This is a genomic window from Ruegeria sp. CDSA033, from assembly GCF_059612305.1.
On record NZ_JBXWQI010000013.1, the window covers coordinates 73,019 to 97,595 of the forward strand.

Annotated in this window: 25 protein-coding genes; 12 read left to right on the forward strand and 13 right to left on the reverse strand. The window is 58.2% G+C overall.

What is annotated here, in order from left to right:
- Positions 1-77 precede the first annotated feature (77 nt).
- The 5 genes from AC2FLA_RS16300 to AC2FLA_RS16320 all read right to left on the reverse strand — a co-directional run bounded on the left by AC2FLA_RS16300 (position 78) and on the right by AC2FLA_RS16320 (position 5,698).
- Positions 78-893: a trypsin-like serine peptidase gene (locus tag AC2FLA_RS16300; RefSeq protein WP_282152863.1), complete on the reverse strand. Its 816-nt coding sequence runs from the start codon at positions 891-893 to the stop codon at positions 78-80.
- Positions 890-1,684, reverse strand: coding sequence for a trypsin-like serine peptidase (locus AC2FLA_RS16305; RefSeq protein ID WP_496723549.1), 795 nt, complete (start codon positions 1,682-1,684; stop codon positions 890-892). Before AC2FLA_RS16305 ends, AC2FLA_RS16300 begins: the two co-directional genes overlap by 4 nt.
- 118 nt (positions 1,685-1,802) lie before the next feature.
- Positions 1,803-3,119, reverse strand: coding sequence for a glycolate oxidase subunit GlcF (glcF, locus tag AC2FLA_RS16310; protein WP_496723551.1), 1,317 nt, complete (start codon positions 3,117-3,119; stop codon positions 1,803-1,805).
- 4 nt (positions 3,120-3,123) lie between these two features.
- On the reverse strand, positions 3,124-4,224 hold the full coding sequence (locus AC2FLA_RS16315) for an FAD-binding protein (RefSeq protein WP_496723552.1): 1,101 nt from the start codon (positions 4,222-4,224) through the stop codon (positions 3,124-3,126).
- Positions 4,225-4,249: 25 nt separating this feature from the next.
- Positions 4,250-5,698 carry an FAD-linked oxidase C-terminal domain-containing protein gene (locus AC2FLA_RS16320; RefSeq protein ID WP_496723554.1) on the reverse strand — a complete coding sequence of 483 codons (1,449 nt, stop codon included), beginning with the start codon at positions 5,696-5,698 and terminating at the stop codon, positions 4,250-4,252.
- A gap of 80 nt (positions 5,699-5,778) precedes the next feature.
- On the opposite strand from AC2FLA_RS16320, the gene AC2FLA_RS16325 reads away from it, so the two are divergent.
- Positions 5,779-6,489 carry a DUF599 domain-containing protein gene (locus AC2FLA_RS16325; protein WP_496723556.1) on the forward strand — a complete coding sequence of 237 codons (711 nt, stop codon included), beginning with the start codon at positions 5,779-5,781 and terminating at the stop codon, positions 6,487-6,489.
- A 35-nt stretch (positions 6,490-6,524) separates the two neighbouring features.
- Entirely contained in the window at positions 6,525-6,872 is a 348-nt protein-coding gene (locus AC2FLA_RS16330; RefSeq protein ID WP_496723557.1) for a hypothetical protein, read from the forward strand.
- Positions 6,873-6,875: 3 nt separating this feature from the next.
- Here AC2FLA_RS16330 and AC2FLA_RS16335 read toward each other — a convergent pair whose 3' ends face one another.
- From AC2FLA_RS16335 to AC2FLA_RS16350, 4 genes are all read right to left on the reverse strand, one after another.
- On the reverse strand, positions 6,876-7,361 hold the full coding sequence (locus tag AC2FLA_RS16335) for a flavodoxin family protein (protein ID WP_282170872.1): 486 nt from the start codon (positions 7,359-7,361) through the stop codon (positions 6,876-6,878).
- 1 nt (position 7,362) lies between these two features.
- On the reverse strand, positions 7,363-7,833 hold the full coding sequence (rlmH, locus tag AC2FLA_RS16340; protein ID WP_496723559.1) for a 23S rRNA (pseudouridine(1915)-N(3))-methyltransferase RlmH: 471 nt from the start codon (positions 7,831-7,833) through the stop codon (positions 7,363-7,365).
- Positions 7,834-7,877: 44 nt separating this feature from the next.
- Positions 7,878-8,237, reverse strand: a complete 360-nt coding sequence (gene rsfS, locus AC2FLA_RS16345) for a ribosome silencing factor (RefSeq protein ID WP_496719492.1) — start codon at positions 8,235-8,237, stop codon at positions 7,878-7,880.
- A gap of 164 nt (positions 8,238-8,401) precedes the next feature.
- Positions 8,402-9,754, reverse strand: coding sequence for a mechanosensitive ion channel family protein (locus AC2FLA_RS16350; protein ID WP_496723561.1), 1,353 nt, complete (start codon positions 9,752-9,754; stop codon positions 8,402-8,404).
- Between the two features lie 102 nt (positions 9,755-9,856).
- Here AC2FLA_RS16350 and AC2FLA_RS16355 point away from each other — a divergent pair, with 102 nt between their 5' ends.
- The 7 genes from AC2FLA_RS16355 to leuB all read left to right on the forward strand — a co-directional run bounded on the left by AC2FLA_RS16355 (position 9,857) and on the right by leuB (position 16,112).
- Positions 9,857-9,955, forward strand: coding sequence for an isopropylmalate isomerase (locus AC2FLA_RS16355; protein WP_108861670.1), 99 nt, complete (start codon positions 9,857-9,859; stop codon positions 9,953-9,955).
- Between the two features lie 52 nt (positions 9,956-10,007).
- On the forward strand, positions 10,008-11,411 hold the full coding sequence (leuC, locus tag AC2FLA_RS16360) for a 3-isopropylmalate dehydratase large subunit (RefSeq protein ID WP_496723563.1): 1,404 nt from the start codon (positions 10,008-10,010) through the stop codon (positions 11,409-11,411).
- A gap of 37 nt (positions 11,412-11,448) precedes the next feature.
- Positions 11,449-12,003: an HdeD family acid-resistance protein gene (locus AC2FLA_RS16365; RefSeq protein WP_282152873.1), complete on the forward strand. Its 555-nt coding sequence runs from the start codon at positions 11,449-11,451 to the stop codon at positions 12,001-12,003.
- Positions 12,004-12,045: 42 nt separating this feature from the next.
- A complete protein-coding gene (gene leuD / locus AC2FLA_RS16370; RefSeq protein WP_058276554.1) occupies positions 12,046-12,651 on the forward strand; it encodes a 3-isopropylmalate dehydratase small subunit in 606 nt (201 codons plus the stop codon).
- A 332-nt stretch (positions 12,652-12,983) separates the two neighbouring features.
- A complete protein-coding gene (locus tag AC2FLA_RS16375) occupies positions 12,984-13,814 on the forward strand; it encodes a hypothetical protein (protein ID WP_496723566.1) in 831 nt (276 codons plus the stop codon).
- Positions 13,811-14,842 carry an endonuclease/exonuclease/phosphatase family protein gene (locus tag AC2FLA_RS16380; protein ID WP_496723568.1) on the forward strand — a complete coding sequence of 344 codons (1,032 nt, stop codon included), beginning with the start codon at positions 13,811-13,813 and terminating at the stop codon, positions 14,840-14,842. Before AC2FLA_RS16375 ends, AC2FLA_RS16380 begins: the two co-directional genes overlap by 4 nt.
- A gap of 166 nt (positions 14,843-15,008) precedes the next feature.
- Complete coding sequence (leuB, locus tag AC2FLA_RS16385) at positions 15,009-16,112, forward strand: 3-isopropylmalate dehydrogenase (RefSeq protein ID WP_108861675.1); 1,104 nt, start codon at positions 15,009-15,011, stop codon at positions 16,110-16,112.
- A 48-nt stretch (positions 16,113-16,160) separates the two neighbouring features.
- Here leuB and AC2FLA_RS16390 read toward each other — a convergent pair whose 3' ends face one another.
- Positions 16,161-18,347 carry a transglycosylase domain-containing protein gene (locus AC2FLA_RS16390; protein WP_496723570.1) on the reverse strand — a complete coding sequence of 729 codons (2,187 nt, stop codon included), beginning with the start codon at positions 18,345-18,347 and terminating at the stop codon, positions 16,161-16,163.
- A gap of 259 nt (positions 18,348-18,606) precedes the next feature.
- Between AC2FLA_RS16390 and AC2FLA_RS16395 the strand changes: the two genes are divergently transcribed.
- Positions 18,607-18,945: a P-II family nitrogen regulator gene (locus AC2FLA_RS16395; protein ID WP_058273036.1), complete on the forward strand. Its 339-nt coding sequence runs from the start codon at positions 18,607-18,609 to the stop codon at positions 18,943-18,945.
- Between the two features lie 33 nt (positions 18,946-18,978).
- Positions 18,979-20,289 (forward strand): ammonium transporter, encoded by a 1,311-nt coding sequence (locus AC2FLA_RS16400; protein ID WP_496723572.1) that lies wholly within the window; start codon positions 18,979-18,981, stop codon positions 20,287-20,289.
- Positions 20,290-20,342: 53 nt separating this feature from the next.
- On the opposite strand, the gene AC2FLA_RS16405 is transcribed toward AC2FLA_RS16400, so the two are convergent.
- The 3 genes from AC2FLA_RS16405 to sseA all read right to left on the reverse strand — a co-directional run bounded on the left by AC2FLA_RS16405 (position 20,343) and on the right by sseA (position 22,825).
- The gene (locus AC2FLA_RS16405; RefSeq protein ID WP_496723574.1) at positions 20,343-20,639 is read right to left on the reverse strand and encodes a YciI family protein; all 297 of its coding nucleotides are present in this window, start codon (positions 20,637-20,639) and stop codon (positions 20,343-20,345) included.
- Positions 20,640-20,786: 147 nt separating this feature from the next.
- Entirely contained in the window at positions 20,787-21,971 is a 1,185-nt protein-coding gene (locus AC2FLA_RS16410; RefSeq protein WP_496723576.1) for an amino acid aminotransferase, read from the reverse strand.
- On the reverse strand, positions 21,971-22,825 hold the full coding sequence (sseA, locus tag AC2FLA_RS16415) for a 3-mercaptopyruvate sulfurtransferase (protein WP_496723578.1): 855 nt from the start codon (positions 22,823-22,825) through the stop codon (positions 21,971-21,973). The genes AC2FLA_RS16410 and sseA overlap by 1 nt, the downstream gene beginning before the upstream one ends.
- Before the next feature lie 606 nt (positions 22,826-23,431).
- On the opposite strand from sseA, the gene AC2FLA_RS16420 reads away from it, so the two are divergent.
- Positions 23,432-24,538: a peptidoglycan-binding protein LysM gene (locus AC2FLA_RS16420; RefSeq protein WP_496723580.1), complete on the forward strand. Its 1,107-nt coding sequence runs from the start codon at positions 23,432-23,434 to the stop codon at positions 24,536-24,538.
- Positions 24,539-24,577: the final 39 nt, after the last annotated feature.

The following is a 24,577-nucleotide window of genomic DNA, read 5'->3' on the forward strand; positions in this document are numbered from 1 at the left end:
CGGACGGGCATCTGGTTGATACGGGCCCCGTTCGTGGCGACCCGACACATTTCACATGGGTAGCAGTTTGACCGAGTTCAACCCCCGCCCGAGCTGATGAATTTCGCGCCGGAATTCGACTTGTCGGACCCGACCTGCAACCGGCGGATCGTTGCCTGTGGACGCGGGGCATCGCGCCGCAAGTCCGCCTTGAGTTCGGCAACGATTCCAGACAGTTCCATCCCGTATCCGGCCACACGACCCCCGTAGGTTCCGATCGCTGAAACAACTGACAGGATCTGCCAGCGCGGTCCATTTCTGGCCAGCAATGCCGAACCGGACGAGCCAAAAGTGATGTCGCAGTTGAAGGTAATCAACCCTTGCTGGCGACCCAGGATACGGCAGGATCTTTCCCGCGTGATCGCCTCGGACCGGCCGCGCCCATATGAGGCCAGGCTGACCTCGGTTCCAGCAACGCGCCCCTTATGCAACGCAAACGGATTGGCGATGGAATAGGGGATAGGCTGTTCCAAACGCATCAGCGCAACGTCAGCGCGGACAGTATCCGGTGACAACGGGGCATTGCTGACATATTCCGGGTTCACGGCAATCTGCATGACTTTGCGATCTGCCAGCGCCTCACCATGGCTCAAACCGGCGCGAAACGTCACCTTTCCCGGCTCGTAGGGTTTGCCGCTGGCCTTGTCCACCGCACAGTGCGCAGCAGTCAAAACCAGATCCTGCGCAATCAGGGTGCCGGTGCAAAACCCCTGATCGCCTACGTCCAGACGTCCAACCGCCTCCCATCCGTAAAGGTCATCGCGATCCGTCAGCTTGCGCTTGGCGGTCTGGGCGTAAGTTGCGGTGGCGGAAATTGAAAGGAACAAAAGAAAATTCAGAAATAAACGACTCATGGTTTTATGAACCTTGCTCCAATATTGCGGCGTGTCCCACCCTGAGAGGGAGACACGCCAAATCCGCGACCAGCCGACAACTCTGCCTGCAGCAGTTCCAATGAATCCTCGACCGCGGTGCCGATCGCCACGCGCTGCCCGTTGAATTCAGCCTTGGCTGCAACGACCGAAACGATGCGCGGCCGGTCCCCTTCAAAGGAAAAGACCGGCGCGCCGGACGACCCGAATTCGACGTCACAGGACAACACCAAAACGTTGGATGTGCGCGTCATGACCGAACACACTTCTTGCAGCGAGGGGGCCTCGGCCCGGTCCTGCGCGTAGGACACGACCCCCACCTCGGCACCTCGGGACGGGCGGTCTCCGGTCTCGAACGGAATTACGCTTGTATTTCGGATCGGTTGCCACAGTTCGATCAGCGCAATGTCATTGTATAGCCGCGAGGCCGTTGCCTCTGTGCTGTATTCGTAGTCCGGGTGAACAACAGCGCGACGCGCGGCCCGATAGGCCGATGCACGCCCAAGACGCCAGGCGGCCAGAAACTCGACCTCTGCCAGGTCAATCCGCTGACCGGTCACCTTATCGAACAGACAATGGGCAGCCGTCAAAACCTGTGTCGGAGAAATCAGCGTCCCGGTGCAAAACCCGGCGCCGTCGTTGATATCCAGGCGCCCTACCGCCATCCACGCGCGCCCCGCATCGGTGGTTTCCAGGCTTTTCAACCCGGTATCCTGGGCTGCGGCGGACAACGGCGTCAAAGCCAGCACCAATGCTGTGATCCAGTTTCGCAAACGGCACTCCGGCTTTGCTGTTGACGTATTTTCCTACGTCTCCGGTGCGGCAAAAATAGGGCGATGACGCCCGCGCCCGTTTAACGGGGCGAGTGGTGCCCAGTTGCATCAGCATGGCCTATCTAAGGACCGGAACCTTAGGTTTGGCTGGTTCACGCAATGCACGCGGCACCGGCCCGCCGGTTGCCCAATCCAAAAGCTCGACCGTGTGCAGCACGGGAATGTCCGTGCCAGAGCCGATCTGCATCATGCATCCGATATTGCCCGCCGCGATCACGTCCGGCTTTTTGGCTTCCAGCGTTTTGACTTTGCGGTCCTTCAGCTTGCCCGAAATCTCGGGCTGCATCAGGTTGTAAGTTCCCGCGCTGCCGCAGCACAGGTGACTATCTGTAGGCTCTAACACGGCAAAACCGACCTGTTTCAGTAGGCTTTTGGGGTGCGTTTTGATCTTTTGACCGTGCTGCAAAGAACAGGCTGCATGATATGCAACGGTCAGGCCCTTGTTTTCGTCCTGTGGCAGCTCCAGCTGGATCAGCAGTTCGCTGATATCCATTGCAATCGACGACACCTGCGCCGCGTCTTCGGCCATGGGATCATTGTGAAACATATGGCCATAATCCTTGACCGTCGTACCGCAGCCCGAGGTATTGATGACGATGGCGTCCAGCCCGTCGCCGTGCATTTCTGCGGTCCAGGCCCTGATATTGGCCTTTGCGGCCTCATGGCTTTCACGGGTCTTGCCCATGTGATGGGTCAGCGCGCCGCAGCACCCTGCCCCTTCGGCCACGACGACCTCGCATCCCATCCTGGTCAAAAGCCGAATAGTTGCGTCGTTAATGTCAGTATTTAAAGCTTTTTGCGCACAACCCGTCATCAGTGCAACACGCTTGCGCTGCGGTCCTTTAGCCGCAAATCTCTGCGGGTCGTCATTGCGGCTGACGGGCGGGATGTGTTTGGGGGCCATATCCAACATGGCACGCAACCGGGCGTCGGGCATCAGAAAGCGGAATGGCCGCCCCAGCCTCGCCCCGATCAAAGCCCAGCGCAACCGCATCGGATAAGGCAGAATCTGTGCCAGCACCCAACGCAATGCACGATCCGAGAAGGGGCGTTTATAGTTCTCTTCGATGTATTCGCGCGCGTGATCGACCAGATGCATGTAGTGCACGCCCGATGGACACGTGGTCATACAAGCCAGACACGACAGGCAACGGTCGATATGCTTGACCGTTTTCTCATCCGGCACACGCTCGTTTTCCAGCATATCCTTAATCAGGTAAATGCGCCCCCGTGGACTATCCAACTCGTCCCCCAGCACCTGATAGGTTGGGCATGTGGCTGTACAAAACCCACAATGGACGCAGTTTCGCAGGATTTCATTTGATCTTTGGATCGCGGGATCTTGCAACTGCTTTTCGGTGAATGTCGTCTGCATCGCCTTACCCCATCAACCCCGGATTAAACAAACCGCGGGGGTCAAATCTTTGACGAATACCCCTGGTTAGAGCCGCAATACCGGGCGCCTCCGGTTGAAAACGCCCCAGTTCGGCCATTGTTTCGAACCCGGCTCGCACGATGTTTGCGTGACCGTCAAACGCGCCTAATTGCGCCCGCAGATCAGTACCAACCGGCACCAAGGCCCAGATCAACCCACCGCCCCAATCAAACAACGTCCGATCTGCCCGGATGCGCGCAACAATGTCCGGCGCATCCGAGGGTTTGACCGAAATGCGCCAGACGTCACCGCTTTGTTCGTGGAAACCGGCTGCATCACGCAGGTCGGCCCACAATGTGCCGGGATGCTCAAATTCGGCAACCTCGCCGAAACCAGACAGTAGGGATTTCAGTTGATCCGACCGGTATGTCACCGAACCCGCAAATCCTTCGAGACGCAGTAAGGCGCTTCCCATATCCGGGTCGTACGCCGCTCCGCTGACTTCAAAAGGGGACTTCATTGCGGCGGACAGCGCTGCAATTGCGGTGGTCACATCGTGCACCTGAACAGACAGCGTTGCGGCGGCTTCGGGCTTGGGCAGTACCTTCAACGACACTTCGGTCAACACACCCAGAGTGCCCCAGGATCCCGCCATTAGTTTGACCAGATCATAGCCGGTGACGTTCTTCATGACCCGGCCGCCATTCTTGACGACCTGCCCCATGCCATCGACATAGCGGACGCCCAACAGAAAATCGCGGCATGCCCCTGCCTGTACCCGCCGAGGCCCAGATACGTTGGCCGCCACAACGCCTCCTATTGTCGGTGTGCCACTGGTTCCCAGCAATCCCCGGTGATCCATCGGCTCAAAGGCCAATTGCTGACCTTCAGCGTCTAACGCGGCCTCAATCTCTCCAACCGGCGTGCCGGCCTTCGCCACCAACGTCAGCGCGCCGGGTTCATACAGCGTGATCCCGGTCAACCCGTTGGTTTGAATCGCCGTGTCCGGCCCCGCTACGCCACGCGTACCGCCCCCAGTAATTCGCACTGGTTCATCTAACCCGGCCACCATCTCGGCCAGTTCGGCTTCTGTCTTTGGTTTCATAACAATTCTTCTTTGTTAGAGCCGATTATTCTGCGGCGATCCGCGCGTTGCGTCGGGACTTCGACGCCTGCAATGGGAACACTTTGGCCGGGTTCAGCAGCCAATTCGGGTCGAACACATCCTTGATGACCATCTGAGCCTCAAGGTCCGCAGGCGCGTATTGGTGGGACATCAGATCGCGCTTTTCGATCCCAACCCCGTGCTCACCTGTCAGGCAACCACCCACGTCTACGCAAAGCTTCAGGATATCAGCTCCGAACGCCTCGCATTTCTCAAGATCACCGGGTTTGTTGGCATCGAACAGGATCAATGGGTGCATGTTGCCATCGCCTGCATGAAACACATTGCCGACCGGCAAGCCGTATTCTTCGCTCATTTCACCAATCCGGCGCAGCACTTCCGGCAAGGACGACACCGGGATCGTGCCATCCAGACACATGTAGTCGTTCAACTGCCCCATCGCACCAAAGGCTGACTTGCGCCCCAGCCAGATTTTCGCGCTTTCCTCGGCGGATTGGCTTTCGCGCAGTTCGACCGGATTGTGACGCTTGGCAATTTCGATGATTTTTGACAACTGATAGTCCATCTCGGCCTCAGACCCCTCGACCTCGACAATCAGCAAAGCGGTGCAATCAGGGTAGCCTGCATGGGCGAAGTTTTCGCAGGCTTTGATGCACAGGGTATCCATGAATTCGATCGCCACCGGCAAGATACCCGACTTGATAATGTCCGAGACGCATTGCCCGGCAACCTCGTTGTCATCAAATCCCATCAGCACGGGTCGGGCACCTTCGGGTTTTCGCAAAATCCGCAGCGTGGATTCGGTCACCACGCCCAACTGCCCTTCTGACCCGCAGATGACGCCCAACAGGTCCAAGCCGCCAGAGTCCAGATGCGCGCCGCCAATCTCGACCACGTTGCCATCCATCAGCACCATCTTTACGCCCAACAGGTTGTTGGTGGTCACGCCGTATTTCAGACAATGCGCCCCGCCTGAGTTCATGGCGATGTTCCCAGCAATGGCACAGGCGAGCTGTGAGGACGGATCTGGCGCATAGAAGAAGTCGTCTTCCTCGACCGCTCCTGTCACGCTCAGGTTCGTGCGGCCTGATTGAACGCGAATGAAGCGGTTGTCATAGTCGACCTCCAGCACCTCGTTCATCCGGGCGACTCCAAGGATGACGCAATCCGCTGTTGGCAACGCGCCACCTGCCAAGGAAGTACCCGACCCGCGCGGAACGACTGGGACGCCTTCCTCGTTGCAAATGCGTAGAACGTCCGAGACCTCTTGCGTGGTCGACGGCAGCACCGCCAGCATCGGAGGGCACCTATACGCCGTCAGTGCGTCGCATTCATAAGCACGTGTCTCGGACGGTTCATGAATAACCGCCTCTTCGGGCAAGACCTGCAACAAACGTTGAAGAACCACGGCCTTGCGGCGCAGAACGTCAGGATTTGGCGTTGGCATTTCCATGGCTGATCCTCCATTTGGTAAAATAATATTACCAATTTCTCCATCTGGCAAGTTCTCATGTCTGGCCCTAAGGTCGCCGCATGACGTGGATTGATCGGGCACAACTTTTTTCACCGCTGGACTATGCGGCAATTGCCGTGCTGCTGATTGCTTGGCTCTGGATCGGGTGGCGGATCGAAAATCCCTCCCCTACCAAGAGCTCTGTCACGATGATGATGGATGACTATCGTCGAGAGTGGATGCGGGAAATGGTCACTCGGCAGCCCCGAATGTTCGATGCGCAGGTGGTCGCGGCGATGCGGCAGGGCAGCACATTCTTCGCCTCGACTACGATGATCGCTGTCGGGGGCGGTTTGGCTTTGCTGGGCAATACCGAACGCCTTGCCGGCGTCGCCAATGATCTGGCCATCGGCAGCGCACCGGCCATGGTGTGGGAGATCAAGATTCTGATCATCATCCTTTTTCTGGCCAATGCATTCCTGAAATATGTCTGGGCGCACCGGTTGTTTGGCTATTGCGCGGTTCTGATGGCCTCGGTGCCCAACGAACCGTCAGACCCACAAGCCTATCCGCGCGCAGCACAAGCGGCCGAGATTTGCGTCACCGCGGCGCGCAGCTTTAACCGCGGCTTGCGCGTGACTTATTTTGCCCTGGCATCCGTTGCCTGGATACTTGGGCCTGTGGCGCTGTTACTGGGCACGGCGATCACGTTTGGTGTCCTATACCGGCGCGAGTTTGCGTCGCATTCCCGGCTGGTCCTGCTGTCCCAACCGGGCGACACGGATTCGTGATCGCGAAGCCGACGGACACAGCCTAGGATCGCCACATGCGGTATATGATTCTCAGCCTTCTTCTCGCCAGCCCGGCGCTTGCCGACCCTTCTGTGATTGAAAAAGTGGCGGCCAGCCAAAGCGGTGACACGTGGCGATTCGACGTGACGATCCGCCATCCCGATACCGGGTGGGATCACTATGCTGATGGCTGGCGCGTTCTGGACATGGACGGCAATGAACTGGGCATGCGCGTATTGCATCATCCACATGAGAACGAGCAGCCCTTTACACGCTCACTATCCGGGGTGGCGATTCCAGATGGCGTGTCTCAGGTTCAGATTCAGGCGCGGTGCAGTGTCGATGGCTGGGGTGACGAGACGACGTTGGTCACACTGAACTGATCTTCAGAACACACCCAGCGCCAGACCCGCACCCAACGCAGCCCCAATATCACGGCACTCATCCAGTTGGTTTTGCGGGATGGTCTTTTCGGCCAGAATAGCCTCGGGCGTTTGCGCATGGGTACAGATGATTAGCGGCGACTGAACCTCTTTCAAGCGCCAACCAGTGGCGATCCGCGCAGTTTGGCGGGCCGCATTCTCGCCATCAGACCCGGCACAGATCATCTGGGCATAGGGCCGTCCTTCGATCTTGCCCAGCACAGGATAGTAGCAGCGATCAAAGAACTCTTTCATCAAACCTGAAATCGCGGCCAGATTCTCGGGCGCGCAGAAGATAAACCCATCCGCGGCCAGCAAATCCTCAGGGGTCGCCTGATCTGCAGTTTTCAGAACCGTTTCCGCTTCGTCCCGCGCTCCAGCCGCGGCGGCTTGGGCCATTTGACGGGCTCCGCCGGTGCGCGAATGGTAGACGATCAAAAGCTGCGCCATGTCAGACCCGGTGATAGGGACCGCCCGACAGGATGGTCGCGGCCCGGTAAAGTTGCTCGGCCAGCATCACACGGACCAGCATATGCGGCCAGACCATCGACCCGAATGAGATGGAAAAATCGGCCTCGGCCCGCAGATCAGAGTCTATTCCGTCCGCACCGCCAATGATCAATGCCAGATCCTGCCGCCCGGCATCGCGCCAGCCACCCAGTTTCTTGGCAAAATCAGGCGAGGACATCACCCGCCCGCGTTCATCCAACGTGCAGATCACCGCGCCATTGGGCAGGGCCTTGCGCAGCAACGCGGCCTCAGCCCCCATGCCTGCGTTTTTCTTGTCTTCGACCTCGACCACGCGCGCAGGACCAAGGCCCAGCGCGCGGCCGGTCCGGTCAAATCGGGTCAGATAATCGTCAAGCAGGGACTTCTCCGGTCCGGCACGCAATCGCCCGACCGCACAAATGCTTATACGCATATTTCTCTCGCCTCCGGCCTGTTAATGCAGGCCGGGATGGCGCCTCAGTTGGCCGAGGCGCTGCCGCCCTGAGGCAGCCACATCTTTTCCAGCTGATAGAATTCACGCACTTCGGGGCGGAAGATATGGACGATCACGTCGCCAGTATCGATCAGCACCCAGTCGCCGACATCCTTGCCTTCGACCTTCGAGGTGAAACCGAATTCCTGCTTGATGCGATCCGTCAGCTTTTCCGCCATGGCCGAGACCTGACGGGTCGACCGACCCGAGGCAATCACCATGTGATCCGCAACAGAAGACTTACCTTGCAGGTTGATCTGCACGACGTCTTCGGCCTTGTCATCGGAAAGTGAGGAAAGGATACGCTCAAGCAGCTTGTCGCTGATTGACTGAGAGTGGGCCATTACATTGGCCCCATCGTCGGCGGGCAAACCCGCCTGTGTATGTAGAGACAGGACATAGTCCTCCTTTGTTGCGCGCCGCCAAACCCCGGCGCAGGGGTACTAATAAGGTAACAAGGGGAATGCAACATTTCAATGAACGGGCGCTTTTGCGGCCGCACGGGTGCTCACTCTTTGGCGATCTGTTGCGAGTCTGCGCCGTCGGGCAGCAGCCGAACCTCGCGCTGGGGGAAAGGAATCGATATCTCCTCGGCCTTGAAAGCGTCCCAAAGGGCGAGGTAAACATTGCCCCTGATATTGGTAAGCCCCTTGGTCGGATCGCTGATCCAGAACCGCAGTACATAGTCCACGCTGCTGTCGCCGAACCCGGTGATATGGCAGACCGGCTCATGCGAACCGCCGCTGAGAACACGTTTCACCGATTTGACGGCCCGGATCGCGGTTGCGCGCACCAGGTGCGGATCGTCGTCATAGCTGGTGCCGAAATCCAGATCCAACCGCACATATTTGTCCGAATGCGACCAGTTCACGACCTGATTGGTGATCAGATCCTCGTTCGGGATCAGGTATTCACGCCCATCTCGGGTGACCACTGATACATAGCGCGCGCCCAGCGCATTGATCCATCCAAAGGTGTCACCTAACGAGATCACGTCGCCCGGTTTGATCGAGCGGTCCATCAGGATGATGATCCCAGAAATCAGGTTCGACACCACCTTTTGCAGGCCAAACCCGATGCCCACGCCGATCGCGCCTGACAACAGCGCGATGCCAGTCAGATCAAACCCAAGCGTGCGGATGGCCGCCATAAAGACAGCGCCGTACAGCAGAACCTGAATGCCTTTGGCCAACAGAACCTGCATCGAAGGCGTGATGTCGTCGTTCCTCTGCAATCCCCGCTCGGCCGTGCGGGTCCCGATGCGGGCCAATGTCAGCAGCACGCCGATCAGCAATGCGGCCTTGAGAATTCCCAGTGCCGAGATGTGCAAATCACCGATTGAGATCGCTACGCCGTCCAGAAACTCGGCCACATCATCGGTCAAATTCAGCGCAACCAGCGTTGCATAGACCCACATTGCCCATTTAAAGATCCGCCGCAGCGTACGGTTGCGGACAAGTCGCGCCACCAGCGCGATCGCCAGCCAAGCGGCGGCCAATGTCGCGATCACGCCGATAATGTAACTGTGCGACGGCCAGGTCACATTCTGCATGAACAGGTACAGCGTCCAGGACAACAAAACGAAATAGACCAGTGTTAGGCGCTGCATCAGCTGAACCAGAGTGCGCAGCCGCCATTTGGGCCAGCCGGTGCGGGCACGTGCCCAGGTTTCCCACCGGTTTTGCGTAACCAGTTTCAGCACATATGCCAAAGCCCACAGGGCGAGGATGATGATCAACTGGTGCCGACGCCAACCCGGCGTGACGATCAGATCAACAAGTTTGCCGAACTGCACGGAAAACCCCGCGACCATGTTTTCATAGAGTTCCGACAGCGAGCTGGGGATCAGGTCTTGGTTCATACAGGTCTCCTGACCCGCAGCTTGGACAGCAACTCGGGGTGATGCAAGCCCGAGGCCGGATTGAACCTTGATTGACGGGCACACGCGATATATCTGAAGCGCATGAGAGTCTATTTGGCCCCTGCTCCGACACTGCAAGACCGCACGCGCCTGCGTGAACGGTTCTTTGGGGCCGCCCGCACGGTTCTGGCCCGCCTATAAGCGGCACCCAGCCACTCGCCAGCTATTTCTCATTACATACGGGAGAGGACCAATGTCCCCCAAAACACTCTATGACAAGATCTGGGATGCCCATGTCGCGCACGAAGCCGATGATGGAACCTGCCTGCTTTATATCGACCGCCATCTGGTGCACGAAGTCACCAGCCCGCAAGCCTTTGAAGGGCTTCGTATGGCGGGTCGTCCGGTGCGCGCGCCGGAAAAGACCATCGCTGTGCCGGATCACAACGTGCCGACCACTGCGGATCGCGTAAACGGCATCGAAAACCCCGAATCGCGTATTCAGGTCGAAGCACTGGACAAGAACGCCAAGGATTTCGGCATTCACTATTACCCGGTGAATGACGTTCGTCAGGGCATCGTGCACATCGTCGGCCCCGAACAGGGCTGGACCCTGCCTGGCATGACAGTTGTATGTGGCGACAGCCACACGGCCACTCACGGCGCGTTTGGTGCTTTGGCCCACGGCATCGGCACATCCGAGGTTGAACATGTTCTGGCCACGCAAACCCTGATCCAGAAGAAGTCCAAGAACATGAAGGTGGAAATCACCGGCAAATTGCAGCCCGGTGTGACCGCCAAGGACATCACTCTGGCTGTGATCGGTGAGACCGGCACTGCCGGCGGAACCGGCTATGTCATCGAATATTGCGGTGAAGCGATCCGCGATCTGTCGATGGAAGGTCGCATGACCGTCTGCAACATGGCGATCGAAGGCGGTGCACGTGCGGGCCTGATCGCGCCGGACGAGACCACCTATGAATATGTCAAAGGTCGCCCGCACGCCCCGAAAGGTGCCCAGTGGGAAGCAGCACTGACATGGTGGAAAACGCTGTTTACCGACGATGGCGCGCATTTCGACAAGGTCATCACCCTGCGCGGCGAAGACATCGCACCTGTCGTGACCTGGGGCACCAGCCCCGAGGACGTACTGCCGATCACCGCAACTGTACCGAACCCCGAAGATTTTGAAGGTGGCAAGGTTGACGCAGCCCGCCGCTCGATCGAGTACATGGGTCTGGAAGCCGGTCAAAAGCTGAGCGACGTCGAGATTGACACTGTTTTCATCGGGTCCTGCACCAATGGTCGCATCGAAGACCTGCGCGCTGCTGCCGAGATCCTGAAGGGCAAAAAGGTCAAGGACGGCATGCGTGCCATGGTCGTGCCAGGTTCGGGTCTGGTTCGGGCGCAGGCCGAAGAAGAAGGTCTGGCCGAGATTTTCAAGGATGCCGGTTTCGAATGGCGTCTGGCCGGATGTTCGATGTGTCTGGCGATGAACCCCGACCAACTGCAGCCGGGCGAACGCTGTGCAGCGACCTCAAACCGCAACTTCGAAGGCCGTCAGGGCCGGGGCGGACGCACCCATTTGCTGAGCCCTGCAATGGCTGCCGCAGCGGCAATCACAGGACGGCTGACAGACGTCCGTGAATTGATGTAAGGTCCCATCACATCTAGATATTTGAGGGATTAAAAACATGAGTGACTGGGTCAAATGGCTCCTGCTGGGGCTTCTGTCCATAGCGTTCGGTATCTTTGTACTGGGCGCGCCAGTTGTGGCGTCTGTCGCCGTGACGGTGGTAACCGGTGTGTTGCTGCTGGTCTCGGGCGCGCTGCAAGTTGTTGGCGGCTTTACGGTTGAAGGTACCGGCAACAAAATTCTGTCACTCATCATGGGTGCGGTGATGCTGTTTCTGGGCTGGTCCTTTCTGGATCACCCGCTGCAGGGAACCCTGACACTGGCAACCGTGATGCTGATCCTGTTCATGGCAGGCGGCATCGCGCGGGTCATTCTGTCGTTCCAGATGAAGGGAACACAGTTTTTCTGGCCCACGATGATCTCGGGCGTCTTGTCGATCGTCCTCGCGGGCATCATCTGGACATATGTGGGAAGCGATCCTCAGGTGCTGCTGAGCATTTTGGGTATCTTCCTGGGCATTGAGATGCTGTTCAACGGGTTCGGCCTGGTCTTTATGGCGTTCTTCATCCGGAACGCACCCAACGACGCAACAACAGAAGCGAAACAAGCTTAAACGCGGGATACGGGCGCGGCCCTCTCTCGCAGGAGTGTAGACATGGAAAAGTTTGACAAAGTCCATGGGGTGGCCGCCCCAATGCCGCTGATCAATATCGACACCGATATGATCATTCCGAAAGTGCATCTGAAAACCATCAAACGGTCCGGCCTTGGTGTCGTGCTGTTTGATGAGATGCGCTACCATCAACATGGTGGCGAAAACGAAGACTTCGTGCTGAACAAACCCGCCTATCGTCAGACAGAGATTCTGGTTGCTGGTGACAATTTCGGCTGCGGCTCGTCGCGCGAACACGCGCCCTGGGCGATCAAGGATTTCGGCATCAAGGTTGTGATCTCGACCAGCTTTGCCGACATCTTCTTTAACAACTGCTTCAAGAACGGCATCCTGCCCATCGTGGTCGAAGAAGAACACCACGCGATCTTGATGGAAGATGCGCATAAAGGCGAAAACGCCCGCATGACCGTGCATCTGGAAGATCAGCAGATCACCACCTCGGATGGCGTTGTGATCGAGTTCAGTGTCGACCCACATCGCAAGCATTGCCTGCTGAATGGTTTGGACGATATCGGCCTGACGATGGAGAAAGATCATCACATCGACAAATTCGAAGATCACGCAAGTCAGGCCCGCCCCTGGGTGTGATTCCAAGAACGAATCTGTGGATACTCAACCTATCGGGGTCGCCTGGGCGGCCCCTTTCGCGTTCTTGGGGTTGAAGTTCTGGCAACCACAACATGTAGCTGCAGCACCCCAATACACGTCGAATTTGCGACAGGGATGATGCAAAGGCGCACCAGTTTTGCCATCATTTTGCCCAAAATCACATGTTTTCTACGCCTTGGCTTGAGCGGATTGTCGCTTATCGTCAATGTTGGCGGTAATGGTGGTCTCCGGCAAAAATACGTCGGATGCAAGATGGGACAAAGCCGTCAAAGAAAAAGAAACGGTCAATCCGTTTTGAAAGGGTTTGGATAGTGATTGCGCGCACAACAGGGGCGGCGATTCGGGGATTATTGGTCGCACTAATGGTGCTGACACCTGCGTTGTACCTGCCAGTAACGTCTACGAATGGGACCGAGATTGTCGTCTTTCTCGCCATTCTTGCGTTTTTCCTGACATTCGCTGAATACAACTCTGCTTTTCCCAGCTTTATCGAATTCCGCGATGCGCCGCCTGTGAACCGTTTGCGCTTTGTCGGGCTGATGTCGATGATCACGTTCCTGACGTTGATCTGCAAGAATGCATATACGCCGACCGGCCTGACGACGACCTTCTATTCCTTTGGCCTGGGCGTCGCGAATGTGGTCGACTTTCCCTATTCGCCAGTACGGCTGATCATCCTGATGCTACCGACTGATGCAAGCGCGCCCTTGATCGAACTTGTCCGTATTTCTGCCAGCGTCGCGTATGTCGCTGCTTTGGTGACGATCGCCAGCTTTGCCTATGCGGTGAAAGTGCGCGGCTGGCCGACCGGAAACGGCGCCTTCAATGTCTGGACAAATCTTCCGCTGTTCGACCCCACCAAAGGCGGTGACGTGGTCACGCGCCTGCAGCGCGACGGACGGCTGAACATTTGCATCGGCATTCTGCTGCCGTTCCTGATTCCAGCGCTGATCAAACTGTTGACCGACTATGCCGAACCGATCTCTCTGAGCAATCCTCAGACCCTGATCTGGACGCTCAGCGCCTGGGCCTTCCTTCCGGCAAGCATGATCATGCGTGGCATGGCGACCCTGCGCATTGCCAATCTGATCGTTGAAAAACGGCGCGCCTATTCCACAGCCGAGTCTACCCAGACCGCATGATCCGCATTCTGATCCTGCTGCTGTTGCCCGTTGTGGCACAGGCAGAGACGATCCGTATTGCCACCTACAACACAGAACTCAGCCGCGATGGTCCGGGATTGCTGTTGCGGGATATTCACCGCGGTGATGATCAGGTGATGGCGGTTGTTGCCGTTTTGGCGGACACCCGCCCCGACATCATTGCGTTGCAGGGGATCGACTGGGATTTCGAGGGGCTGGCGCTGGCGGCGCTGGCAAATCGGTTGCGCGAGACCGGATTGGATTACCCCTACACTTTCGCAGCCCAACCAAATTCCGGCCTGGAAACGGATCTTGATCTGGACGGAGATGGTCGCACCAACGGCCCCGGTGACGCGCAAGGCTGGGGTCGATTCACCGGTCAGGGCGGGCTGGCCGTGATGTCCCGCTACCCCATCAATTCGGATCAGGTTCAGGACCTGTCCGACCTGCTGTGGCTGGAACTGCCCGGTGCTGAACTGCCCCAACATGACACAGGCCCCTACCCGTCAGAACAGGCGCAGAACGTACAGCGCCTCTCATCCGTGTCGCATTGGATTGTGCCCATTGAAACTCCGGCGGGGCAGCTGGATTTGATGACTTTTCATGCCTCACCCCCCGTGTTTGACGGACCCGAGGATCGCAACGGCCTGCGAAACCGGGATGAAATTCGCCTTTGGTCCGCAGTCATGGATGGGGCAGTCGGGCATAAACCCGATCGTCTGTTTGTCATCGCGGGTGATGCCAATCTGGACCCAGAGCGGGGTGATGGACGCAAAGAGGCGATTCGAGAGTTTTTGAACGACCCGCGCCTTCAGGACCCTTCACCCGAAGATCCCTCAGGCGATTTGACCACGGTCGTTTGGAAAACGGTTGGTCCAATGCGGGTCGATTACGTCTTGCCATCGGCCCAATGGCAGGTGGTGGATTCCGGGGTGCACTGGCCCGCCGCGGGCACCGAAGAACGCAAAACCGCCGAAAGCGCCAGCCGTCACCGGCTGATCTGGGTCGACCTGACACTGCCTCGCTAATAGGGCCCTTTGCGCCATGATCTGGCCCGCAAAACAGGCCTGACGCAATTTTCAGACGCTAACGGAAACAAACCTGTATTTTCCTAGCTCTCAGGCGGGATCGTCTCATTGACCCGATGCCGCGCAGGCGCTAGGGCCTGTGCTGTAAAACGCAAGGAGATCCTTCATGTCCAACCCCTCGCTCCTCATCCTGCCCGGAGACGGAATTGGCCCCGAAGTCATGGCCGAAGTGCGCAGAGTCATCGACTGGTTCGGTGCGAAACGCGGTCTGGAATTCGACGTGAGCGAGGATCTGGTCGGTGGTGCCGCGTATGACGCGCATGGCAAGCCCCTGTCGGACGAGACGATGGCCAAAGCGCAAGAGGTCGACGCGGTTCTTCTGGGTGCTGTTGGCGGCCCGAAATACGACGATCTGGATTTCAGCCTCAAGCCCGAGCGTGGCTTGCTGCGTCTGCGCAAGGAAATGGACCTGTATTCAAACCTGCGCCCGGCACAGTGCTTTGACGCGTTGGCTGATTTCTCGTCGCTGAAGAAAGACATCGTTGCCGGTCTCGATATCATGATCGTGCGCGAGCTGACCTCGGGTGTCTATTTCGGCGAGCCGCGCGGCATCTTCGAGGAAGGCAATGAACGTGTTGGCATCAACACCCAGCGCTATACCGAATCTGAGATCGAACGCGCAGCGCGCTCAGCATTTGAGCTGGCAATGCGCCGGAACAAAAAGGTCTGCTCGATGGAGAAGGCCAACGTCATGGAATCGGGCATCCTGTGGCGCGAAGTTGTGAACCGTGTGGCCAAGGATTACCCCGAGGTCGAGCTGAGCCATATGTATGCCGACAATGGTGCAATGCAGTTGGTGCGTGCGCCCAAACAGTTCGACGTCATCCTGACAGACAACCTGTTCGGCGACATCCTGTCGGATTGCGCGGCGATGCTAACCGGCTCGCTGGGAATGCTACCGTCGGCCTCGTTGGGTGCTCCTATGGCGAATGGCCGCCCCAAGGCGATGTACGAACCGGTCCATGGTTCGGCCCCGGATATCACCGGTCAGGGCAAAGCCAACCCGATCGCCTGTATCCTCAGCTTTGCCATGGCCCTGCGCTATAGCTTTGATCAGCTTGAAGAAGCAGATCGTCTGGAAGCCGCGATCGAGAAGGTACTGGCCGACGGTGTCCGTACTGGTGATCTGCTGGCCGATGAAGGCGTCACACCGGTTTCGACCACGGAGATGGGCGACGCCATTTTGGGCGCACTCGACGACAGCCTCTGATCGGACCCACATTCAATTGAAAAGGCGGTGCCCAGCGCACCGCCTTTTTTAGTTTCCACCGAAAATGTTGTTCAACAGATTGTTGATGGCCCGGTCCAACCCGGTTTGGTTCTTTCGGCGCTGTTGCTGAGGTTGCGCTGTTCTGACCGGTGGGTCCGGGGCCAGCATCGGCAGCGGCGTCGGCGTCATACCTTCGGTCACGCGCAGCATGGTTTCTTTCCAGATTTCCGCAGGCAAACCGCCTCCGGTCACACCGGACAGCGGCGTGTTGTCGTCATAGCCCATCCAGATGCCCGTCACGTAATCGGCCGTGAACCCGATGAACCACGCATCCCGCGCAGCCTGCGTTGTGCCGGTTTTACCCGCCACCTGCCAACCGGGCAGTTGCGCCCGTGCGCCGGTGCCTTCGGACACCACCCGCTCCATCATCCAGGTCAGTTGTTTGGCGGCTTTGTCGTTGATGACCCGCTCACCAATGCCGGTCGTCGTCACCATGACCGGGGTAACATCGCCTAACAATTTCAGTTCGGTCAGCCCATACGGTTCCACCGCCGAACCGCCATTCAGGATACCCGCATAGGCCCCTGTCATCTCGATCAACGTGCTTTCCGACGCGCCCAGCGCCAGAGCGGGGCCTTGCGCCAGATCACTATCGATACCGAATTCGCTGGCCACCGTGCGGACATTGTCCAGCCCGGATATCTCGGCCACTCTGACCGCCGGGATGTTCAACGAGTTTTTCAATGCATCTGCCAGTGTTACGCGCCCGTAAAACTTGTTGGTGTAGTTCTTGGGACACCATTGGCCAGACCCCGGAATATTCACGCAGTAGGGTTCGTCCACCACCGTATCCAGCGGTGAATACCCCAGTTCCAGCGCAGTGGCATAAACGAAGGGTTTGAAGGAAGACCCCGTTTGCCGCAGCGCCTGCGTGGCGCGGTTGAATGCGCCGGACACGCGGGTCTTGCGCCCGCCAACCATGCCGCGCACGGCCCCGTCCGCCGACATCACCACGATCGCGGCCTGCGCCTTTGATCCTTCGCGGACCTTCTCCTGAAAGATGAATTGCAGCGCTTCTTCTGCTGATTTCTGGATACGTTGATCCAGCGTGGTGCGGATCACCACATCTTCGGTCGTGTTGCGTGTAAAGAACTCGGGCCCGCTGGCCATCACCCAATCGGCGAAATAACCGCCCGCCCGCGCAGCCGCGGCTTCGGACAGTTGCGCGGGATTGCTGCGCGCACTGCTTGCTTGTGCCGAGGTCAGATACCCCTGTGCCTCCATCAGGCCAACCACCAGCCGTGCCCGATCCTGCGAACGTTGCAAGTTATTCGTCGGTGCATAGCGCGTCGGGGCCACCAGTAGACCAGCCAACATCGCAGCTTGCGAGGGGCTGACCTCAGCCGCCGAGATCCCGAAATAGCGTTGGCTTGCGGCCTCGAACCCGCGCGCACCCGCGCCCAGGAAGGCCCGGTTCAGGTAGATGGTCAGAATCTCGTCCTTGGAATACTTGACCTCCATCGCCATCGCATAGACCGCCTCTTTGGCCTTGCGCCAAAGCGAGCCCTGACGGCAATCGGACTCATAGGCAGCCTCGGATTCCCAATCACTGGGCTCATAAGGCACACCCAGGCACAACAGCTTGGCCGTCTGCTGCGTGATGGTCGACCCACCATGTCCCGACAGCGGTCCGCGCCCTTCGCTCAGGTTGATGCGCACAGCGCTTGCGACACCGCGCGGGCTGACACCGAAATGGCGATAGAACCGCTTGTCCTCGGTCGCGACGACGGCGTTCTTCAGATGCGGCGAGACGGTATCGGCGGTGATCACCCCACCAAATTGGTCCCCACGCCAGGCAAAAACTTTGCCATCCCGATCCAACAGGGTCACCGATCCGCGCGCCCGACCGTCCAGCAAGGCATCGACGTCAGGCAGAGAGGAGTAGACAACCCCAACCGCCAAAGCCAACAGCATGGCGGCCACCGCGCCCACACGCCAGGTCACACCCCAAATCAACCGCCAAATCCAACGGAACATGCGGCGAAAGAAGCCACCACCGCCACCGGACGTCTTGCGGGTTTTCTTCCGGGCGGTTTTGCGAGTCGACGTCTTGCGCGCCGTCGCCTTCTTGCCGGCGGGCTTTGTCGTCCGCTTTGTTGCAGCGGGTTTGCGCCCTTTGGAAGGGTATCTTTTGTCCGCAACAAGCGATGTCTTGCGGCGCTTGGACTCAGTCATGCTCAAACTCTGCCCGGTTATCGTTTTGAGGCACCATACCCTGCCACTGGCGCGAAGTAGAGGTATGAAATTCCGCTAACCGGCCTCTATAGTTCGCCCGATTTTTTGGCAGAAACGTTTTTTTGTGCAAAAATTGTGCACCTCACCCCCCTTTTCCCCTGCGTTCACCCGCCCTGACCGTTTCTAACAGCGGTCAGTCACGCTCTCTTTCTGCAGGTGCAAACAAACCGGTTCCGCCGGACAGGAAGAGGGGACAGACGTGAAACTGATCATTGCGACAATCAAGCCGTTCAAGCTGGAGGAGGTGCGCGAGGCACTGACCGAAGCCGGCGTGCGCGGCATGATGGTGACCGAGATCAAGGGCTTCGGCTCGCAATCGGGCCACACTGAAATCTATCGTGGGGCCGAATACGCGGTGAATTTCGTGCCCAAGATCAAGCTTGAAATCGTGGTGCCCGCCACGATGGCCGACCAAATCGTCGAGACCATCACCAAAACCGCCAAGACCGGCAAGATCGGTGACGGCAAGATTTTCGTCCTTGATGTCGAGCAGGCGCTGCGCGTGCGGACCGGGGAAACGAACGAAGAGGCGCTGTAAGCGCCGCCACTCCAAAGCATTCGAGGACTGACAATGAACCTGATGAAATCTCTCATCCCAGCCGCCGCGCTAGTCGTGCTGCCGCAGATGGGCCTGGCGCAAGAGGCCGCCGAGGGCGAAGCTGCGCTGCACACCCAGTATATTTTTACCACCCTGCTGTTCCTGATGGCAGGCTTCCTTGTCTTCTTCATGGCAGCAGGATTTGCCATGCTCGAGGGCGGTCTGGTGCGGTCCAAGAACGTGGCCATGCAGATGATCAAGAACATCGCGCTGTTTTCGATTGCCGCGATCATGTACTGGCTGGTCGGCTTCAACACGATGTACCCGGGCGATTTTAATGGTTTCTTTGCTCTTGGCGGCCCGACCGTGCTTGATGCCGTGGGTGTTGCGCCCGCGGACGCGGCGTTAGATTACGCGTCTATCGGTTCGGACTTCTTCTTCCAGCTGGTCTTTGTGGCGGCAACCGCGTCCATCGTGTCCGGTGCCGTGGCCGAGCGCATAAAGCTGTGGCCCTTCCTGATCTTTGTCATCGTTCTGACCGGTATCCTCTACCCGATCTCGGGGTCCTGGAAATGGGGCGGCGGCTGGCTGGATGCGCAGGGATTCTCGGACTTTGCCGGATCGACAATCGTCCACTCGGTCGGTGGTTGGGCAGCACTGGCAGGTGCCCTTATCCTTGGTCCCCGTATCGGCAAGTACAAGGACGGCAAGGTTCATCCGATGCCCGGTTCCAATCTGGCGCTGGCGACTCTGGGTACGTTCATCCTGTGGCTGGGCTGGTTCGGCTTCAATGGCGGCTCGCAACTGGCAATGGGCACCGTGGGCGACGTATCCGACGTGTCGCGCATCTTTGCCAACACCAACATGGCGGCGGCCGCAGGCGCGGTTGCCGCGCTGATCATGACGCAGTTGCTGTACAAAAAGCCCGACCTGACCATGGTTCTGAACGGAGCACTGGCCGGTCTGGTGTCGATCACGGCAGAACCGCTTGCCCCGACTCTATTCGGAGCATTGTGGATCGGCGCTGTGGGCGGCATCATCGTGGTCTTCGCGGTCCCGATGCTGGACAAGTTCAAGATCGACGACGTCGTCGGTGCAATCCCCGTTCACCTGTTTGCCGGTATCTGGGGCACCATCGCAGTAATCTTCTACGGTGAGGCCAACCTGGGCACGCAGTTGCTGGGCATCGCGGCCTACGGTGTTTTCACCTTTGTCGGAGCCGCAATCCTTTGGACAATCCTGAAGGCCACGGTTGGCATCCGCGTCAGCGAAGAGGACGAGATCAACGGTCTGGATATGGCGGAGCTGGGCATGGAAGCCTATCCGGAGTTTTCCAAGGGTTAAGCCTGAGAAAAACGTCCAAAAGCCGGGTGTTCGCACCCGGCTTTTTCTGCCCATCACAGCACCGTCGTCTGATCCTCGAGCAGCTTGCCCCACGCGTAGATCTCAAAACTACGGAACTCGGGCACATAGAACGGATCGTTTAAGATCAAATCGACGACGTCATATTTTGACTGTGCCTCGACGATCCACAGCGCACCGCAGAATTCGGCGTTTTCATCGGGTTTAAGACCTCCACCGATCAACAATTCAGGATGTGCCTTGGCATAGGCTACGTGCGCATCCCGCAAATCGTTCCGCGCACGGATCGAGAACATCTCTTCCACATCTTTAAAAATGACTGCCCAACGCATGTTCACCTCACTCTCGAATAACTTCGAAAACGTTATGGGCGAGGATCATCTGAACTTAGGGCCAGTCAGGCGAAATACAGCGTCCAGACTTGGGACAAAAAAAGCCGCACTGGAAGGTGCGGCTTTTGTTAGTCGATGAATGGTCGATCAAACCCCGACGTCGACGATCGCCTTGGCCAATATCGGCACGGTTGTCGCGTTCAGTCCAGCGACATTCAGGCGGCTGTCTCCAACCATATAGATGCCATGATCCACACGGAGTTTTTCGACCAGATCCGGAGCTGCCCCAAGGCGCGAGAACATGCCGCGATGCTGAGCGACAAAACCGAAGCGATCCGAACCGCTCAGGCGCTGCAATTCGTCGGCCAGCTGCTGGCGCAAGCCCAGCATGGACAGGCGGATCTCTTCCAGTTCTGCTTCCCAATCGGCGCGCAACGCGTCGTCGTTCAGGATCGTGGTCACCACGCGGGCACCGTGATCGGGCGGGAAGGAGTAGTTCTGGCGGTTCAGGAACGCCAGAGTGGACTGGTTCAGAGCCGTTTGCGTCGGGTCATCGCTGATTGCCATCAGCAGACCTGTGCGCTCGCGGTAGACACCGAAGTTCTTTGAACACGACGCCGCAATCAGGCAGCGCTTGACGGACGAGGCGACCAGACGAACTGCCTGCGCGTCCTCCTCCAGCCCGTCGCCAAAGCCCTGATAGGCGATGTCGATCATGGCAACCAGACCGCGCGCGTTGATCAGGTTCACGACCTCTTGCCACTGCACAATGTTCAGGTTAGCGCCGGTCGGGTTGTGACAGCAGCCGTGCAGCAGAACCACATCACCTGCTTTCGCAGTCTTCAGGTCCTCGATCATACCGTCGAAATCGACGCCACGGGTTTCGCCGTCGAAGTACCGGTAGGGAACGGCCTCCATCCCCAGGTAGCTCAGGATCGACAGGTGGTTGGGCCAGGTGGGGTTTGATACGAACACGCGGGCCGACGGGTTGGCCATGCGGATCATCTCAAACGCCTGACGGCACGCACCGGTTCCGCCGGGCGTCGCGACAGCGGCGATGTTGCCACGTGGAACCGAGGTGCCCAGGATCAGGCCAATCATCGCATCCGCATAGGCCGGGTCGCCCGCCAATCCAGTATAGGCCTTGCTCTCCTGCTCTTCCAGAATACGCTTTTCGGCCGCTTTCACCGCGCGCATCACCGGGGTAACCCCTTCGGCATTCTTGTACACACCAACGCCCAGATCGATCTTTTGATCGCGCGGGTCTTCGCGGTACATCTGCATCAGCGCCAGAATCTTATCGGCAGGCTGCGGTTTGAGGTGTTCGAACATCAGTTCTCTCCGGTTGCGACGGGCAGGGTCGGGAAAGCACCCCATTCAGCCCAGGAGCCGTCATAAAGCGAGTGGTCTTTCTTGCCGATGCGCTCAAGCGCAAGGCTGAGGATCGCGGCGGTCACACCTGACCCGCAGGATGTGATGGCCGGTTTCGACAGGTCCACGCCTGCGGCCTCGAAGATGGCGCGGCATTCGTCGGGGGATTTCATCGTGCCGTTCTTGTTCAGCAGCGTGCCAAATGGCACGTTGCGCGACCCCGGAATACGGCCTGGGCGCAGACCTTCGCGCGGTTCTGTCCCGGTTCCGGCAAAGCGGTCCGCAGACCGAGCGTCGATGATCTCGTGATCGGTCAACTTGGCGGCGGCAGACACCTGTGTGACATCGCGGACAAGGTGGTTCTGGACCCGAACGGTCATGTGGCGATCGCGGATCACCGGCGGCAGGTCCTCGATCTCATGCCCTTCGGCTTGCCACTTGGGCAGACCGCCATCCAGAACGGCGATGTTTTCCTGCCCCATCAGCCGGAACAACCACCAAACACGGGCCGCGGACATCAGGCCAGCCCCGTCATAGACAACGACCTGATGGCCATCCCCTACGCCCATCGCCCGCAGCCGGGACATGAACTTTTCGACCGGAGGTGCCATATGCGGCAGGTCCGAGCGGTGGTCCGAAATATCGTCGATGTCAAAGAACCGTGCGCCGGGGATGTGAGCGGCATCGTATTCGGCCTTTGCGTCGCGTCCTTGCTGTGGCAGATACCATGACCCATCCAGCACCCGCAGATCCGGGTCCTTGAGATGGGCAGCAAGCCATTCGGTAGAAACGAGGGTTTTCGGATCGTCCTGCATAAAAGCCTCCCCTAAACGCGTTTGGTTTTTCCCTATACGCGCGCGCATGCGGGTTCAAGACTGGATGGGATGATGACGCTAACAGACGCCTTGGAACCTGCGGTTCCGGGCGATTGGGGCCATGTTGGGCAAAACCGACAGACGCGAGCGCTATCAGGAACCAGACCTAAACACGCACCCGTTTTGATCGCATGCATACTGTGGGTTGCAAACACCAGAAGTAGTCATGCGCGTAAGACTAAAGCCCCGCTTAGCGGGTTTATGTCTGTGTGTAATTTATCACTCTACCAAGAGTTGAACCCAAAAAAACGCACTTTCCGCCCCAAAAAGGTCGGTTTTCCCTACGTCAATGTACCCCGGAGTATCTGTGAAAGCGCCCGAGCTGAGGCCGTGGAAACAGCCAATACAAATCGGCGCTGAAGCAAAGGAAACGGGCAATCAGGAAAAGAACAAACGCTTTCCCCGCAGTCTGTAAAATTTTAATCGGCGCGGCACATCTTTCCTAACATTTAGTAAGCGAAAGAAAAAATGCAACTTCACTAGGGTGATAGAGCAAAAACCGGGACCCTGGTGCACGTTAAAATACTCACTCTACAGGAGAACGAAATGAACACCCCTGGAATAAAGTTTGGCCTCATGACCCTGGGTCTGGCTGCCTTGATCTCACCGATAAGCGCTGCGGCGCAGGTCGCGTGCGAATCGTATACAGTAGAAGCAGGCGATACGCTGGCGACTATTTCCGAAACGGCATATGGCTCTCGGGACTACCAGATCATCTTCAACGCAAACAGAAACGTCATTGCCGGAAATCCGAACAATCTGACCCCTGGTGCCATTTTGAACTTGCCATGTGCTGACGGCCGACTGACCGCCACATCGCAGTTCAACGAAGTTGTTGAGCGAGAGGAAGAAAAAGCCGCAAAAATCAAACCCAGAAACGTTTACGAACCACCGATTCGTCTTTTAGCCGGTAACGATTGGGCGCCCTATACGGACGAAGGTCTTTCGGGTGGCGGCTTTTTGATGCGGTTGTCGACAACTGCCCTGCATCGTGCTGGCAACAAGCGCGAATACAACCAGGGTTGGGTGAACGATTTCAACTCGCATCTTTATACACTTCTACCCGCCGGAGCGTATGACATCGCCGTTGCCTGGGTTGTGCCAGATTGCGCAAAAAACCCCGATGCCATGGGCGAAGACAGCCTTTATCGCTGTAACGGGTTCTACGCATCACAGCCATTGTATGAATCGGTCGTTGGGTACTTCACACTGCCCGACAGCAAATATGCCGGCGCAGCCTCCATCGAAGAGCTGGAAGGGGCCGTATTCTGTCGTATGGACGGGTTCTTTACCAATGACCTGGAAGAGGCCGGCCTGGTCGAACCCAAAATCACGCTTGTTCGCCCCCGCACCCCGGAAGAGTGCATCGAGGCGGTCATGAACGGAACCGCGGACGCCACCGGGATGGCCATCCAGCAAGCCAATGGTGCGATTGCGGCTTTGGGTTTGGAGAACGAGGTGGTTCAGAATGAGAACTTCACCCATCTGTCCACCATTCGCCTGCTGGCCCATAAATCCAACCCGTACGGGCTGCAGTATATCTCGATGCTGAACAATGGCCTGAACGAAATGCGGCAGTCGGGCGAGTGGTACGATATCGTTTCCAGCTCGCTGTCCGAGTACAGCTCTAAGCTGCAGTCTGCGTCGAACTGATCGGTTCGTACAAAAGAACCCGTACACAGCGTGCCCTGC